The 15,908-nt window shown below is 65.6% G+C and carries 14 protein-coding genes; 7 read left to right on the forward strand and 7 right to left on the reverse strand.

Going from position 1 to position 15,908, the window contains the following annotated elements:
* Positions 1–90 precede the first annotated feature (90 nt).
* Both ubiA and ACYU81_RS07760 read left to right on the forward strand, forming a co-directional pair.
* Entirely contained in the window at positions 91–993 is a 903-nt protein-coding gene (ubiA, locus tag ACYU81_RS07755) for a 4-hydroxybenzoate octaprenyltransferase (protein ID WP_460987098.1), read from the forward strand.
* Positions 990–2,438, forward strand: coding sequence for a phospholipase D-like domain-containing protein (locus ACYU81_RS07760; protein ID WP_460987099.1), 1,449 nt, complete (start codon positions 990–992; stop codon positions 2,436–2,438). The genes ubiA and ACYU81_RS07760 overlap by 4 nt, the downstream gene beginning before the upstream one ends.
* Positions 2,439–2,453: 15 nt before the next feature.
* Here the strand turns inward: ACYU81_RS07760 and smc are convergent, their stop codons facing one another.
* The 4 genes from smc to ACYU81_RS07780 all read right to left on the reverse strand — a co-directional run bounded on the left by smc (position 2,454) and on the right by ACYU81_RS07780 (position 8,035).
* Positions 2,454–5,894 (reverse strand): chromosome segregation protein SMC, encoded by a 3,441-nt coding sequence (gene smc, locus ACYU81_RS07765; protein ID WP_460987100.1) that lies wholly within the window; start codon positions 5,892–5,894, stop codon positions 2,454–2,456.
* 92 nt (positions 5,895–5,986) lie between these two features.
* On the reverse strand, positions 5,987–6,721 hold the full coding sequence (locus ACYU81_RS07770) for a thioredoxin domain-containing protein (RefSeq protein ID WP_460988139.1): 735 nt from the start codon (positions 6,719–6,721) through the stop codon (positions 5,987–5,989).
* Between the two features lie 45 nt (positions 6,722–6,766).
* On the reverse strand, positions 6,767–7,447 hold the full coding sequence (locus ACYU81_RS07775) for a thioredoxin domain-containing protein (RefSeq protein WP_460987101.1): 681 nt from the start codon (positions 7,445–7,447) through the stop codon (positions 6,767–6,769).
* Between the two features lie 45 nt (positions 7,448–7,492).
* Positions 7,493–8,035 carry a DUF721 domain-containing protein gene (locus tag ACYU81_RS07780; protein WP_460987102.1) on the reverse strand — a complete coding sequence of 181 codons (543 nt, stop codon included), beginning with the start codon at positions 8,033–8,035 and terminating at the stop codon, positions 7,493–7,495.
* Positions 8,036–8,061: 26 nt separating this feature from the next.
* On the opposite strand from ACYU81_RS07780, the gene mutY reads away from it, so the two are divergent.
* The 4 genes from mutY to ACYU81_RS07800 are packed head-to-tail and all read left to right on the forward strand — an operon-like array spanning position 8,062 to position 12,205.
* The gene (gene mutY / locus ACYU81_RS07785; protein ID WP_460987103.1) at positions 8,062–9,129 is read left to right on the forward strand and encodes an A/G-specific adenine glycosylase; all 1,068 of its coding nucleotides are present in this window, start codon (positions 8,062–8,064) and stop codon (positions 9,127–9,129) included.
* Entirely contained in the window at positions 9,119–10,021 is a 903-nt protein-coding gene (gene nudC, locus ACYU81_RS07790; RefSeq protein ID WP_460987104.1) for an NAD(+) diphosphatase, read from the forward strand. The genes mutY and nudC overlap by 11 nt, the downstream gene beginning before the upstream one ends.
* 41 nt (positions 10,022–10,062) lie before the next feature.
* Complete coding sequence (locus ACYU81_RS07795; protein ID WP_460987105.1) at positions 10,063–11,409, forward strand: TldD/PmbA family protein; 1,347 nt, start codon at positions 10,063–10,065, stop codon at positions 11,407–11,409.
* Complete coding sequence (locus tag ACYU81_RS07800) at positions 11,396–12,205, forward strand: 3'(2'),5'-bisphosphate nucleotidase CysQ (RefSeq protein WP_460987106.1); 810 nt, start codon at positions 11,396–11,398, stop codon at positions 12,203–12,205. Before ACYU81_RS07795 ends, ACYU81_RS07800 begins: the two co-directional genes overlap by 14 nt.
* Positions 12,206–12,237: 32 nt before the next feature.
* Here the strand turns inward: ACYU81_RS07800 and ACYU81_RS07805 are convergent, their stop codons facing one another.
* Positions 12,238–12,963 carry a GDSL-type esterase/lipase family protein gene (locus ACYU81_RS07805; RefSeq protein WP_460987107.1) on the reverse strand — a complete coding sequence of 242 codons (726 nt, stop codon included), beginning with the start codon at positions 12,961–12,963 and terminating at the stop codon, positions 12,238–12,240.
* 114 nt (positions 12,964–13,077) lie between these two features.
* Here ACYU81_RS07805 and ACYU81_RS07810 point away from each other — a divergent pair, with 114 nt between their 5' ends.
* Positions 13,078–14,037 carry an acyltransferase family protein gene (locus ACYU81_RS07810; RefSeq protein WP_460987108.1) on the forward strand — a complete coding sequence of 320 codons (960 nt, stop codon included), beginning with the start codon at positions 13,078–13,080 and terminating at the stop codon, positions 14,035–14,037.
* On the opposite strand, the gene ACYU81_RS07815 is transcribed toward ACYU81_RS07810, so the two are convergent.
* Positions 14,034–14,546 carry a hypothetical protein gene (locus ACYU81_RS07815; protein ID WP_460987109.1) on the reverse strand — a complete coding sequence of 171 codons (513 nt, stop codon included), beginning with the start codon at positions 14,544–14,546 and terminating at the stop codon, positions 14,034–14,036. The genes ACYU81_RS07810 and ACYU81_RS07815 overlap by 4 nt on opposite strands.
* A 78-nt stretch (positions 14,547–14,624) precedes the next feature.
* Positions 14,625–15,902 (reverse strand): phosphoribosylamine--glycine ligase, encoded by a 1,278-nt coding sequence (gene purD, locus ACYU81_RS07820; RefSeq protein WP_460987110.1) that lies wholly within the window; start codon positions 15,900–15,902, stop codon positions 14,625–14,627.
* Between the last annotated feature and the right edge of the window lie 6 nt (positions 15,903–15,908).

The raw sequence follows: 15,908 nt of genomic DNA on the forward strand, positions 1-15,908 counted from the left end.
AGCCACTTGTCTCAGCCAAATGTCGAAGGGCTTTCTTTGCTCTTTAGAGAAGAAAGGGGCTTCGACAAGCTCAGCCCGAACGGAGAAAAGGTGAGTCAGACCATAGTCCCCGATACCGAGGCCCGCGGCCTGCTCGCGCGCTTGCCCGCGATCCCCCGCGCGCTTGCGCTGCTGGCTCGGCTCGATCGTCCGATCGGCTGGTGGCTGCTCTTCTGGCCGGGCGCCTGGGCGGCGGTTCTGGCGGGCGGGGCAGGGGAGCGCTGGCCTCTGATCCTTTGGCTGTTGCTCGGCAGCATCGCGATGCGGGGCGCCGGTTGCGTGTTCAACGACATCGTCGATCGCGATCTTGACCGGAAAGTCGCCCGCACCGCCGCCCGGCCGCTCGCGAGCGGTGCTCTTTCCCTGCGTACCGCCTGGGCATGGCTCATCCTGCTTTGCCTCGTCGGCCTCGCGGTCCTCCTGCAATTGCGCCCTTATGCGCAGATCGTCTCGCTCGGCAGTCTCGCGCTGGTCGCCGCCTATCCCTTCATGAAACGGATCACCGGCTGGCCGCAGCTTTGGCTTGGCCTCGTTTTCTCCTGGGCGGCGCTGGTCGGCTGGAGCGAGGTCGCAGGGGCGCTTACCCTGCCGGGGCTCCTCCTTTACGCAGGCACCATCTTCTGGGTCGTGGGTTATGACACCATCTATGCATTGCAGGACCGGGAGGATGATGCGTTGATCGGTATCGGGTCGAGCGCCTTGTCGATGGGACGTCATGTGCGCGGCGGCGTAACGCTCTGCTACCTGATTGCACTTTCCCTCTGGGCTGCCGCTATTTGGCAGGTGCGGCCGCAATGGCTTGCTCTCGCTGCGCTGCTGCCGATGGCGGTTCAACTTTTCTGGCAGGTGGGAACGCTCAAGGAGGATGGAGCCGATCCGCTCACCAAGTTCCGTTCCAACCGTTTCGCGGGGCTCCTGATGTTTCTTGCCTGCCTCGTCGTGGGGAGTGCATGAGCATGCCGCAAGAGGGTGAGGATTGCTGGCGCATCGCCCGCGCCGCAAAAGCCAGCGTCATTATCGACGCGGATTGCTATTTTCGCCACGCGCGCGCCGCCATGCTCAAGGCGAAGCGTCGGATCATGCTCATCGGCTGGGACTTCGACGCGGCGATCAGTCTGATCCGCGAGGATGAGGTCAAGGACGGAGCCCCGGTCATCATCGGCGACTTCATCAGCTGGCTTGTCGCGCAAAAGCCTGACCTCGAAATCTTCCTCCTGCGTTGGGACATCGGCGCGATGAAGTCGATGGTGCAGCCTGCCAACCTCTTCACCACCGTCAAATGGATGGCGCACAAGCGCATACAGGTGAAGCTGGACAGCCATCACCCGCCAGCGGCTTCGCACCATCAGAAGATCGTCGTGATCGACGATTGTTTCGCCTTTTGCGGCGGCATCGACATGACCAGCGACCGTTGGGACACGCGCCATCATCGGGACGAGGATCCCGGCCGCCGCCATCCGGACGGTTCCGCCTATGGGCCATGGCATGACGCGACCACGGCCTTACAGGGCGATGTCGCGATGGTGCTGGGCGACCATGCCCGCGCCCGTTGGAAGGGGGCTGGCGGCGGCGATCTGGAGCCGATCTTCGGCGAGCATGATTGCTGGCCCGACGCGCTGCCGGTGCAGTTCGAAAATGTCGATATAGCCATTTCCCGCTCTGCGCCGGAAATGGACGACCAGCAGCCGTTGCGAGAGATTGAGCGACTCTATCTCAACCAGATCGCGTCGGCGAAGCGGACCATCTATGCCGAAAGCCAGTATTTCGCCTCCCGCCGCATTGCGGAGGCAATCGCCGCGCGGCTGGGTGATCCCGATGGGCCGGATATCGTCATCATCAATCCGGAACAGGCCGATGGCTGGCTGGAACAGCAGGCGATGGATACCGCCCGCGCGCGCCTGTACGAGGCCCTGCGCGCCCGCGACACATACGGGAAGCTGCGCATCTACCATCCCTTCACCGTGCGCGGTGAGCCCATCTACGTCCATGCCAAGATCATGATCGTGGATCATCGAACCGTGCGCGTGGGCTCGTCCAACATGAACAACCGCTCGATGCGGCTCGATACCGAGTGCGACGTGACGATCGACGGGGCACTGCCCGTCAATGCGGGGCACGAAACGACCATCCTAGGCATCCGTGATGACCTGATCGCCGAACATCTGGACCTGCCCGTCGAGCGGGTGGCGGCCGTCATCGCCGAGCGCGGGCTGATTGCCGCGATTGAGCAACTGCGCGACAAGCCCGGCCGCACCCTGCGTCCCTATGTGACGCCGAATCTCAACGACGTGCAGGCGTGGCTGGCCGACAATGAAGTGCTGGACCCCGAAGGGCCTGAGGAGATGTTCGAGCCGGTTGCCGACCGCAGCCTGTTCCGCCGCATGCGCAAGAAGCGCTGAAGCGCCGCCGCTTTCCTATTCCGCCGCCAGCAGCGCTTCCGCGCCGCCCAGATTGACGGAAACGAGGCGGCTTACCCCGCGCTCCACCATAGTCACGCCGAACAGCCGGTGCATGCGCGCCATCGTCACCGCATTATGGCTGACGATCAGATATCGCGTGTCGGTCTGCCCGACCATGACATCGAGAAGGTCGCAGAAACGCTCCACATTGGCATCGTCCAGCGGCGCGTCGACCTCATCCAGGACGCAGATCGGCGCCGGGTTGGTCAGGAACAGGCCAAAGATCAGCGCTACCGCCGTCAACGCCTGCTCCCCGCCGGACAGCAGCGTCAGCGCGGCCAGCTTCTTGCCCGGCGGCTGCGCCATGATCTCCAGCCCCGCCTCCAGTGGATCGTCGCTGTCGATCAGTTCCAGATGCGCCTGCCCGCCATTGAACAGCGTCGTAAACAGCCGCCGGAAATGCCCATCGACCGCCTCGAACGCCGCCAACAGCCGCTGCCGCCCTTCGCGATTGAGGCTGCCGATCGATCCGCGCAGCCGGTTGATCGCCTGGCTTAGCTCCTCGCTCTCGGCCCGGCTGGTCGTTTGGGTCGTTTCCAGCTCCTCCAGCTCCTGCGCCGCCACTAGATTGACCGGCCCGATCCGCTCGCGCTCGGCGGCAAGGCGGTCATGTTCACCCTGTTCGCTCTGCGCGATCCTTATGTCGGCACTGGCAAAGCCCAGCTTCTCGGGCAGCACGGGGGGCGGGCATTCAAAGCGTTCGCCCGACAGGCGATTGGTCTCGACCCGCTTCTCTTCCGCCGCCTCGGCTCGCGCCGCGGCAGTCGCCCGCCGCTCGCGCGCCTGCGCCAGCGCCTCGCCTGTCTGCGCGGCCCGTTCCTCGGCGACGCGCAGCGCTGCCTCGGCCTCGCTCTCCGCCCGCCGTGCCGCTTCCGCTGCGTCGGCCAGCCCAGCGCCCTGTTCGGACAAGGCAGCGATTGCCGTCGCCAGCGTGTCGGGCTGTTGCGCCAGTCCATCGCGCTCGGATGCGATCGCTTCGCCGCGCTCCACCATGGCGGCGATCCGCTTCGCCGCCTCGCCTGCTCGCGCGCGCCAGCCCTTGGCTTCCGCGTCAGCCGCAGCCATGCGTTCACGATCGCTCGCCAAAGCGCGGTCGGCCAGGGCCTGATCCGCCTGCAATTGGCTCACAGCCATGCGCGCCTTTTCGCTCGCCTGCGACAACGATGCCACCAGCGTCCGCGTCCCGGCCCCGTCCGGCACCGCCGCCCGTGCCGCGTCCACCTTGTCATGCTCGGCCCGGGCAGCGCCCATATCAGCGCGTGCTTCGGCAAGTCTTTCCTCGATCGCCTCACGCCGCCCGGAAAGCCGCTCCAGCGCCGTAGCCGCTTCGTCGGCAGCACGAAGCGCGGCGCGCAACCGCTGGTCGGCCGCGCCAAGGTGCGTCCTCGCAGCCCCCAGTGCCTCGGCCGCCGCCCGTTCTTCACCAGCCGCGCTATCCTGCGCGGCGCGTGCCGCCTCGACCTCCGCTTCGGCCGCCGGTCGTGCCGCCGCGATCGCCTCCAGCCGATTGAGCCGGATCAGCCGTTCGGCCGCCGCCGCGCCGCCCTCGGCCGCGACATAGCCGTCCCAGCGCCGCAGCTGACCATCCTTGGTCACCAGCCGCTGCCCCACCGCCAGCGTCTGTCCATCATCCGTTTCGGCGACGGCGACCTGCGCAAGCCGCCGCGCCAGTTCCGCAGGCGCGCGCACATGATCTGCCAGCGAAGCGCATCCAGCGGGCAGGGCTGGATCGCTCTCCAGCGCCGCCGCCCCAGTCCAACGCCGCGTGCCCTGCGTGCCGACCGGCGCCTCCAGGTCATCGCCCAGCGCGGCGGCCAGCGCCCGCTCAAACCCCGGCGCGGCCTTCAACTGGTCCAGCGCCCGTTCGGGCCCGCTTCCGCTCTCGACCGCCCGCTTGAGCGCCGCCGCCTCGCTATCCAGCGCTGCCAGTCCCGCGCGTGCAGACGACACCGCCGTTTCAGCCGCCGCACGCGCCTCGGCCGCCGCCTGCCGCGCCGTTTCCGCCTGTCCGATCGCCGCCTCGGCGGCATCGCGATCCGATCCAGCCGTCGCCTGTGCGGCCAGCGCCTCGCTTCGCTTCGCCTCCAGCGGCGCCGCATCGGGCAGGGCGCCCGCTTCTGTTTCCAGCCGCGTGGCTTCCCGCTCCGCTCGCTCCAGGCGGCTTCGCGCCGCCGCCAACGCTGCCTCGGCCACACGCAACTCAGCCTGCTCGCCCGCCTGTCGCGCCATCGCCTTGGCGAGGTCCAGCTCGGCATCCCGCGCCGCATCCTCTGCCCGCGCGATCCGCCCGGCAAAGTCAGGCCGCATTGCCTCAGTCTCGGCAGTCCGTTCCTTCAGAACAGAAATCTCGGCCGTAAGCCGCGCAATCGCCTCGGCCGCGTCGTTGGCCAGCGTGCCTTCACGCGCGCGATCTTCTTCCAGCCGCTCGGCCTGCTGCGCCAGATCATGCAGCCGCCGCACCACCCCATCGCGCTCAGTCCTCAGCGCCGCGAGCCGATGCCCCGCCTCATTCGCTTCATCCCGCGCGGCTTGCGCCGCCGCCCGCCGCTGGGCGAGCGCATCCACTGCCGCATTTGCCTGAACCGCCGCCGCCGCCTGCGCCTCCTGCGCAGCGCCAACGGCGCCCTCCGCCTCCGCCGCTTCCTTACGAGCGGCATCCGCACTCGCCGCCGCCTCGCGCCAGCGGGCGAAGATCACGCGCCCTTCGGCGACCCTGATCTGCTCGGACAGCTTGATATAGCGCTCGGCCGCCTTGGCCTGCCGCCGCAGGCTGCTGGCCCGCGCTTCCATGTCGGTCAGTATCTCGTCCAGCCGCACCAGATTGGCCTCGGCCGCGCGCAGCTTCTGCTCGGCATCCTTGCGCCGGACGTGCAGCCCGGAAATCCCTGCTGCTTCCTCCAGCATCGCGCGCCGTTCCTGCGGGCGCGCGGCGATGACGGCGGCGATCCGCCCCTGACTGACCAGCGCCGGGCTGTGCGCTCCGGTGGCGGCGTCGGCGAAGACCAGCGCGACATCCTTCGCCCGCACGTCGCGGCCATTGGCCCTGTAGGCGCTCCCCGCACCGCGTTCGATCCGGCGGATAACTTCCAGTTCGCCGTCCGCGCCCACTTCGACCGCGTTGAACAGTTCGCCCTGTTCCTGCACCGTCAGCAGCGACACTTCGGCAAAGTCGCGTTGCGGCCGGGTGGACGTGCCTGCGAAGATCACATCTTCCATGCCGCCGCCGCGCATCGACTTGGCGCTGGATTCTCCCATCACCCAGCGGATCGCTTCCAGCAGGTTGGACTTGCCGCAGCCATTAGGCCCGACAATCCCGGTCAGGCCGGGCTCGATGCGCAGCTCCGTCGGATCGACGAAGCTTTTGAAACCGGAAAGCTTGAGGCGCTTTATCTGCATGGCCAGCCGCCGGGCCAATTGCCGGGGCAGCGTGATGCTGCCCCGCCTTCAGCGGGCAAACTCATCGCAAATGTCTGCCCCCCTTGAGCCAATCAGATACCCGCTTCCTTGAGCTTGGGCTGCAATGTCGCCCAGTTCGCGACATTGTCGATCTTCACATCATTCAGGATGAAGGTCGGCGTGCCCTCGATCTTATATTGATTGTTCGCGGCCTCGACGCCCTTGGCCAGCTTTTCGGCGGCGGCGGTATCGGCCAGGCACTGCTTGGCCTGATCCTCGGCAATCCCACGCTGCTTGGCAAAATCGATCAGCCCGACCGCTGCAGCCAGATTGCCGAAACGCTGCGCAGGCGGCGCGCTCATCAACGCCTGATATTTGGCGTCGCCCAGCGACTGCGCCTTTTCAAACATGGCATTCTGGTTGGCGAAGAACTGCTCGCTCAGTGGATAGAAGACGTCCTTGCCGCCGCAACGGGCCAGCAGCGACGTGGAAATGTCGATCGGGTCGCGCACGAAATTACGCAGTTCATAGCTCATCTTGCCGCTATCGACGATCTTCCGGATTTCCTCCGATGCTTCGGCCGAAAAATCGCGGCAATGGCTGCAGGTGTAGCTCGCATATTCGATCAGCTTCACCTTCGCCTGCGGGTTGCCCATGACGAAGTTGCCATCGGCGGTCTGGTTGACCGTGGTCGACCAACTCGCGCCTGCTGGCGCGGCGACGGCGGCGATGGGCTCGGCAGACGTCGTGCGGGTGGCGTCCTTGTCTCCGCAAGCGGAGACGGTCAACGACAGGGCGATAAGGGCAAGTCCGGTAATGGCTTTCACAGGGTGCAGGCTCCGTTGCTCGGGCATCAGGATCAGGGGTTTAGTTTACTGCGCGGCGGCGGGCAATGCATCGCGCAAGCTGGCCCAGCTCGATCCGTCCACGCGCGTCCCGTTGATAGTGAAGCTAGGCGTGCCGCCAATCTTCACCTTGTTCCATGCTTCGTCGGTCATCGCCAATATCTGCTTCATCGCCGCTGGATTGGCGATGCAGGCGTCAAGCTGCGCAGGCGTGAACCCGCGCTTGCCCATCAATGTGTAAAGGCCCGTATTGCGGCCGATGTCGCGCAACAAGGCGATCTGCTCGGATGGCTTGGCCGCGCCACGGTCATAGGCCTGCAACTGTTCCATCCAGGCGTCCTGATTTGCAAACAGCGCCTCATGATTGCCAAAGAAGCGTTTAGGCCCGCCGCATCGCGCCAGCAGCGCCGCCGTCAGGTCATATTTGTCCCGCACCGCATTGCGCGCTTCCACGCTCACCTTGCCGCCCTTCACATAGTCCGCTTTCAGCGGCGCGCTCGCCTCACCCACGAAATGGGCGCAGTGCGAGCAGGTATAGCTCACATATTCGACCAGCTTGGTCGGCGCGGCCGGGTTGCCCATCACATGTCCCCCAATGGGCGACAGCGCGACTCGTGTCGTCCAGTTGACGGCGGGCGCGGCGATCAGCGTACCGGGGAGGGTGATCAACGCGAAGAGGCCAAGGATTAGCAAGCGCGATTTCGTCATGCGTTCTTCCAATGAAAGGCCGCCCCTGTACGGCAATTGAACGGTTCAGCTGATTTTCGGCAAACCATTGGAATTGACAAGCCCCTGCGCGAGAGACTCCAGAACGGCGCGCAATTCGGGGTCGCCAATGTCACGCAGCGAATCGCCAAGTTCCACCGGCACCGGCCTTAAATTACGCGGCGGCGGGCGGCGTTCGGGCGTGGAACCGCGCACCTCGCCCTGCTTCATCGCGACCTTCGCCACGGCGGCATAGCCAAAGAAGCGGTTCACCCGATCGATGACGTCGGGGAGCACATGCTGAATCATCGGCGCATGGCCGCTCATCACCGTCAGTTGCAGCGTCCCGCCTGCTTTCTTGCCTACCGGAAAGCGGATCGATTCGGGGGCGGAAATCTCTGCATAATGCTGCCCAACAATCTCGGCCCAGCGCGTGACGATGCTCGACTGGACAAAGCCGAACTTGCGGAAAGCGGCAGCGCCGATCTGCGGCATCAGGTCGGCAATCTGGCGCGGGCCGCCGACGCGAGGCCGCTCAGCCGCTGCTTGCGCGCGGCTTTTCAATTTGGGTGTCGCGGGCCGTTCCGTCATGCGCTGCTTAATGGCATAGGGCGGCCATGGACGTCGAGCGGAACCTCATGAAAATCGCAGCAGATCTGCTCAAACATTACGACGTCCATGCCCGTCGCCTGCCTTGGCGTGCCCCGCCGGGCGCCAATGCGGCGGACCCCTATCGCGTCTGGCTGTCCGAAGTCATGCTTCAGCAGACGACGGTCGCCGCGGTCGGCCCCTATTTCGCGAAGTTTACCGATCGCTGGCCGTCGGTGGAGGCGCTCGCTGGGGCAGAAGATGCCGACGTCATGGCGGCATGGGCGGGCCTTGGCTATTATGCCCGCGCCCGCAACCTGCTCGCCTGCGCCCGCGCGGTGGCGGATCAACATGGCGGCATTTTCCCGGACAATGAAGAAGGCCTGCGCGCCCTCCCCGGCGTTGGTGTCTATACCGCTGCCGCCGTCGCCGCCATCGCCTTCGGCCGCCGCGCCGTAGTGGTGGACGCCAATGTGGAGCGCGTCGTCGCCCGCCTGTTCGCCATCGACACGCCGCTGCCCGCTGCCCGCCCCGCCATTCGCGCCGCTGCGGACAGCATCACGCCCGATGCCCGCGCTGGCGATTTCGCCCAGGCGATGATGGACCTTGGCGCGACCATCTGCACATCTCGCAACCCCGCCTGCGGCATCTGCCCGCTGCGGCAGGACTGCGCGGCGTTCCTCACCGCCGACCCCGCCGCCTTTCCGGTCAAGGCTGCGAAGAAGGCGAAACCGCACCGTCTCGGCCACAGCTGGTGGATCGAGCGCCCTGACGGTCATGTCTGGCTCGTCCGCCGCCCGGCCAAGGGTCTGCTCGGCGGCATGCGCGCCCTTCCTTCCTCACATTGGAGCGCGACGCCCGACGCAACTCCGCCGCTCGCCGCCAAGTGGAGCGCCCTGCCGGAACCTGTAGCCCATGTCTTCACCCATTTCTCGCTGGCCTTGACCGTCCATGTCGCCCATGTGGCAAAGGAAATCATGCCGCCGGGCGAGGGCGAATGGTGGCCGCTCGAACGCATAAGGGAAGCAGGCCTGCCAACCCTGTTCAGCCGCGCGGCGCAGGCAGTGATGAAGGAGAGCAAGCCCCATGTCCCCTGACCAACTCGGCTTTGTCGGCGGTTGCCTCGACCGCGCCGACCATATCCGGACGAAGCCGGACCTTGTGGCGCAGGTGCTGGCCTCTCCAGACGCCCGTTATCTCGTCCTCGACGGACTCGACCCGGTCACGCAGGACGGCCATCTGCTGATGGAACCGCTGCCTGCCGATGCCAAGGTGGAGGATTATCTGCTCCTCGGCATCGACGAAGAACAGCGGCCCATTTTCGCTCGGCTGGCCGAACAGGTGGACAGTAATTTCGTCCCCAGCGCCCGCAGTCGTACCATAGTTACCGAAGTCCCCGCCGACGAAGTCGCGCTCTATGGCGCGGCGCGCAGTCTCGTCCACTGGCATGGCCGCCATCCCTTCTGCTCGGTCTGCGGATCGCCCACCCTTCCGGAAAAGGCGGGCTGGGCGCGCCGCTGTGGCGCTTGCGATGCGGAACATTTCCCCCGCGTCGATCCGGTCGTCATCATGCTCGCCGAACATGACGGCCGGGTGCTGGTCGGACGGCAGCATAGCTGGCCGCAGGGCTTCTACTCCGCCCTCGCCGGTTTCGTGGAGCCGGGTGAAACCCTCGAGGAAGCCGTCGCGCGGGAAATCAAGGAGGAAGCGGGCGTTACCGTCCATTCCGTCCGCTATGTGATGAGCCAGCCATGGCCCTTCCCCTCCTCGCTGATGATCGCCTGCATCGCGCGGGCTGACGACGATGCGCTGACGCTGGACGAGACCGAAATTCAGCATGCCCTCTGGTGCAACGCAGCCGGAGTCCAAGCGGCGCTGGCAGGGGATGCAGACGCGCCCTTCACCTCGCCTCCGCCAATGGCCGTCGCCCACCATCTCCTCAAACACTGGGCCGATGCGCAGGTTGCCCAGCCGGGTTCAAGCGCGTAAGGCCCATGGCCTGACCCCCTCAGCAGGAACGCCCCGCACCCATGCTCAGCCTCGAAGAAGCCCAGTCGCGCGCGCAGGATCTGGTGACGGCGGCACGCAGGGCCGGAGCGGACGCGGCCGACGCCATCTATGCCTGCAATGCCTCGACCACGGTCGCCGTGCGCCTTGGCGCGCTGGAGGATGTGGAGCGATCGGAGGGCGAAGAAATCGGCCTGCGTGTCTTCGTCGGTCAGCGCTCCGCCAGCATCGCCGCGTCGGACATGAATCCCGCGACCTTGAGCACGCTGGTCGATCGTTCGATCGCCATGGCGCGGGAGGCGCCGGAAGATCCCTATGCGGGTCTCGCGCCTGAAGACAGGCTGCTGCGTGGCGCCTTGCCCGCACTGGACCTTGCCGATCCGAGTGAGCCTGAACCCGCGAAACTGCGCGAGCGCGCCCTCGCTGTCGAGGAAGCCGCCCGCGCCATCGCAGGCGTCACCAACAGCGAAGGCGGCGGCGCATCCAACGGCCGCAGCCAGGTCGCGCTCGCCACCAGCCACGGTTTTGCCGGTGCCTATGCGGGCACCAGCCATTCGACCTGGGCCAGCGTCCTTGCGGGCACCGGCGCGGACATGCAGCGGGACCATGCCAGCCACAGCGTCCGCCATCTGGTAGATCTCGATGATGCCGCGACGATCGGCGCCCGCGCGGGGGAGCGCGCCGTTGCCCGCCTCAACCCCGCCAAACTCGAAAGCGGCGTCCTTCCCATCCTGTTCGATCCGCGCATCGGTTCCAGCCTGCTCGGCCATCTGATCGGCGGCATGGTCGGCCCGGCCATCGCCCGGCGATCGAGCTTCCTGCTCGATTCCCTCGGGGAGAAGCTGTTCGACAGCGCCATCACCATCATCGACGATCCGCTCCGTCCACGCGGGATGCGCTCGCGCCCCTTCGACGGAGAGGGGCTGCCGGTCGCCCGTCGTGCCCTGATCGATGCTGGCGTGCTGACCGGCTGGCTGATGGAAAGCGCCTCCGCCCGCCAGCTCGGCCTTCAGCCCACCGGCCATGCCAGCCGGGGCGGCAGCGGCGCGCCCGGCGCAGGCGTCACCAATGTGCACATGGAACCGGGCAACATCTCTCCCGCAGCCCTGATGGCGGACATAAAGCGTGGCCTCTATGTCACCGAACTGATCGGCATGGGTGTGAATGGCGTCACCGGCGACTATAGCCGCGGCGCCGCCGGTTTCCTGATCGAGGATGGCGTGATCACCCGCCCGGTTTCGGAAATCACCATCGCCAGCCATCTGAAGGACATGTTCCGCGCTCTCGTCCCGGCGAACGACCTTGTATTCCGCTATGGCATGAACGTGCCCACCATCCGCATCGACGGGATGACCGTTGCCGGGGGCTGAGATCGATCTGCGCGCGCTGGTCGGCGCGGTATCGGACGCGGCCGACCGAGCGCTTACCCTCTGGGCGGGCGGTCAAACGCAGGTGCGTCAATGGGAAAAGGTCCCCGGCCATCCTGTGTGCGAGGCGGACCTCGAAATCGACGAGATGCTGCGCCAGAGCCTCGGCGTCATCGATCCCACCGCCGGCTGGCTGTCGGAAGAAACCGCCGACACCGTCCATCGCCTGGACCTCGATCGCGTCTGGGTGGTCGATCCGATCGACGGCACCCGCGACTATCTGCGCGGCCGCCCCGGCTGGTCCGTATCGGTCGCGCTGGTCGAACATGGCGCGGTACGCATCGGCATCCTCGCCGCGCCTGCCCGCAACGAATTGTGGATCGCGCGGGCGGGGGAGGGCGCCACCCGCAACGGCCGCATGCTTTCTGCAGGGTCCCGCATGATCCTGCCCGGCGCTCGCGTCCCCGCCGATCAACTCCCCCGCTACGACCGCGACCTCGTCACAGTCCACAAACCCAACAGCATCGCGCTGCGCATGGCGATGGTCGCCGCCGATGAGGCCGACCTTGTCGCCACCGTCCGCTGGGGCAATGAATGGGATGTCGCCGCCGCCGCGCTGATCGCGCAGGAAGCCGGGGCAACCGTCACCGACGCGCTCGGCGTTCCCCTGTCCTTCAACCGCCCCGATCCCACCGCCTTCGGCCTGCTCTGCACAGCCCCCGGCATCCACGAAGCCGCGACGCAGCGCCTCGCCCCCCGCGCCCGCGAACTGCTGCGCGATCAGAGCATCGTCCGTTAAACTGCCTCCGTTCGGGCTCAGGGAGAACCGGTTTAAAACGGCGTTCCCGGATCGCAGCGTTTCACCACTCCCGCAGGCAACGCTTCACGCAGCCGTTGGCGCACCACCCGTGCCCAGATATGATAGCCCGCCGGGTTCATATGGATGCCATCGGGCCGGTAATTATCGCCCGTCCTGCCATTGGTCAGCAGCGGCGAGGTAATATCGACATAATAGGCCTGCCGCATCCGGGGCAGGAGCCGCTGGGCCGCTGCATTATACAGTTGCTGCGCCGGGAAGTGAGTCCAGCGGCCGGGGCTCGGCTTCATCGACAGCACCAGCACTGGCACATCGCCCATTATCTGGCGGCGCAGTTCCAGAAAACTGGCCAGGTTGCGCACCACCGTCCGCACCGGTACGTCGCGCGCAATGTCATTTTCGCCAGCGTAGAGGATGATAGCGACGGGCCTTGCCTCGCCCCGCACATTGGCGAAGCGCGGTACGATTTCGCCAAAGCCCGTATCGTCAATGCCGCGATTATAGGTGACCCACGGCGCCATGTCCCGTTCCAGGCTGGTCCAACGATGGATTGAGGAACTGCCGATGAACCAGAGCGCGCAGCGTTCCGCCCGGGGGGGCACGTCGGGCAGACCGGCGCGCGCCTCGCGATAATGCTGAAAAGCAGCCCAGCCGCCGAAGATCAGGCAGAAGACAGCCACCGCCATCACCGCCTTTGCAGCCCGCGACTTTTCCAGCCGCTCAAGAGCGCCCATCCCCATCGAAAGTTATAGGTAGAGTATTTTTCGTGCCTGGAAAGCAGGAAAATAATCTGTGTTAACTAAGCGGCAAGGCTTGTGACGGCATCGTTCCGACTGGGGCGTGCGGGAAATGTCGTGACGAAGAATCCATCGATCGACCTGGCCAAGGGCGTGCTTATGCTGCTCGTCATGGCTGGTCACGCCATGGAACTGGTCGGCGCTCATGGTCTTATTCTGTGGGTAGGATCGGGCTTTCGTATGCCGTTGATGCTTGGCATTTCCGGCTACCTCCTCAACGTCACCCGCATTCGCGGCGGTAGTTTTACCGAACTGCTATCCCGTTATGGACGGCGCATGCTGCTGCCATGGTTGGTCGCGACCATTATCTATCTGATTTCCAGCCAATGGCTCATGTCATGGACCACGCTTTTTGACGTGCTGCTCCGACCGCCTTTCCATCTCTGGTACGTTCCGGTCCTTTTCTTTCTCATCCTTATGACCTGGATGTTGCCCTTCTCGCCACTGATACTGCTCGCCCTCAGCGCGCCTTGCAGTCTGGCCGTCATGTATGCGTTCGGGCTGGGTCATGGTCCGATCTTCGACGGTCTCTTCGCGCCCGATAGCCGCTTTCTGCGCTACTCAGTCTATTTCTTCTTTGGGATGACGCTTGCGCAGACTGCTTTGCCGCGCCGTTTCCTGGCTCCCACCCTGCTTCTCTGCGGTCTGGGCCTAGCCTGGTGGTCGGGGCTTTATCGCAGCGGTTGGGAACTGGCTTATGTTCCCGCACGCCTGCTGATGTGCCTCGGTCTCATCGCGCTGCTGCCGCTCACGACGGCAGTCAGGCTTGAAGTGCTTCCTTTAAACGCGATTGGCCGCAACAGCCTGTTTTTCTACCTTTGGCACCCGCTGCTGATGGGATCGATGATCCTTACCGGGATCGGTCCCTCCGCAACGCTGGCGCTTTCCATTTTGCTGCTGGCTATCGGCAGCCGCTTTACCGCGTATAACGGGCTTGCTGCGCTGCTCTTGGGAGCGAGCCCAGTGAAGCAGCGCACCCAACAGGCTGCTCCCACACCCGCACTCGCTACGCCCTAAAGCCTGCCGTATTTCGCTTCGAACCCGGTAGTATCGCCAGCCGCCAGATATTTCGCCTGATCAACCCATTGGTCGCGCACCGGCCGACCCTTGAAAGTACCGAGCTTGGTATCGATCGCCGCAATGTCGGCTTCGCTCCAATTGGCGATTTGCGCATAGCGGGTCACGCCCAGTTCGATCAGCAGTTGATTGAGCTTGGGGCCGACCCCCTTCATCCTCAGCAGATTGTCATGCGCGTCCGATGTGGCCGCCGCCGCCGGGGCAGCGGAAATCGGCGGCGACACCGGCGCGACTACAGGCTGAGGCTCAGCCGCGATCGTCGTGGGTGCAACGGTCACCGGCTCTGCGGCGGGTGCTACCGGCGGCTCTTGCCGTTCCACCACGGGGGCACGCTCGGCCGGGGCGTTGTCGATGGGCGTCTTGCGCCCCGACAGCAGGAACACGACGCCGATCAGGACCAGAAGCCCGATCAACAACCACAGGCCATAGTCCATGAAAAATTCCTGCATCACGCTCCCTCCCGTTTTTTTCAGGCTCTTATCTAAGGGCGCTGGCGCACGATCGGCAAGAGCCTGCGTTGGATGCCTTCAGCGCCCCTCGCGCTCCACTTCGCGCCAGCCGATATCGCGGCGGCAAAATCCGGTCGGAAATTCAATAGCGTCCACCGCGCGATAGGCCGCCGCCTGCGCCTCACCCACGCTGCTGCCGCTGGCCGTGACGTTCAGCACCCGCCCGCCATTGGCGACCAGCACCCCATCCTTGTCCGCTGTTCCTGCATGGAACACCCGTGCGCCGCCCTCTTCGGCCGCGTCTATGCCGCCGATCGCGCCGCCCTTTTCCGGCGTGCCCGGATAGCCGTTCGCCGCCATCACTACCGTCAATGCGGTGCGGTCGGCCAGCTTTACCGGCCCCTGCTCCGCCAGCCGTTCCTGCGCCACCGCCAGCAGCAGTTCGACCAGATCGCCGTCGAAGCGCATCATCAGAACCTGGCATTCCGGATCGCCGAAACGCGCGTTATATTCGATCAGCTTCGGCCCCTCATCGGTCAGCATCAGTCCCGCATAAAGCACGCCCGAATAAGGCGTCCCCTCGGCGGCCAACGTTTCAACGGTCGGCCGGATGATCTTCTCGATCACTTCAGCTTCCAGCTCGGGCGTCAGCACCCGCGCCGGGCTATAAGCGCCCATCCCGCCGGTATTGGGGCCGGTATCGCCGTCACCCACCCGCTTATGGTCCTGCGCAGAGCCGAAGGGCAGGATGGCGCTGCCGTCGGTCAGAGCGAAGAAGCTCGCCTCCTCGCCCGTCATAAACTCTTCCAAGACTACTTCCGCGCCCGCCGCGCCAAATGCGCCGGAGAACATGTCCTCGATCGCTTCGACGGCCTGATCGCGCGTCTCCGCAATAATCACGCCCTTGCCCGCCGCGAGGCCATCGGCCTTGATCACCACCGGCAGGCCGAAATCGCCAAGCGCCGCGATCGCACCATCCTTGCTGTGGGTGCGCTCATAGGCGGCGGTCGGAATGTGCGCGCGCTTGCACAGATCCTTGGTAAATCCCTTGGACCCTTCCAGCTGGGCTGCCTTCTTGCCCGGCCCGAACACCGGATAGCCCTTGACCCGCAGATTGTCGGCCAGCCCATCGACCAGCGGCGCTTCCGGCCCGATCACCACCAGCCCGATCGCATGGCGCAAGCAGAAATCGACCACCGCGCGATGATCCGTGGCATCCAGGTCGACCAACGTCGCATGCTGGGCTATGCCGGGGTTGCCGGGCGCTGCATAAAGGGTCGTGAGGCTGGGCGATTGCGCCAGCTTCCAGGCCAAAGCATGTTCGCGGCCGCCGCTGCCCAACAAAAGGATGTTCATTTCGCC

The sequence above is a fragment of the Sphingobium sp. TomTYG75 genome (assembly GCF_054771635.1).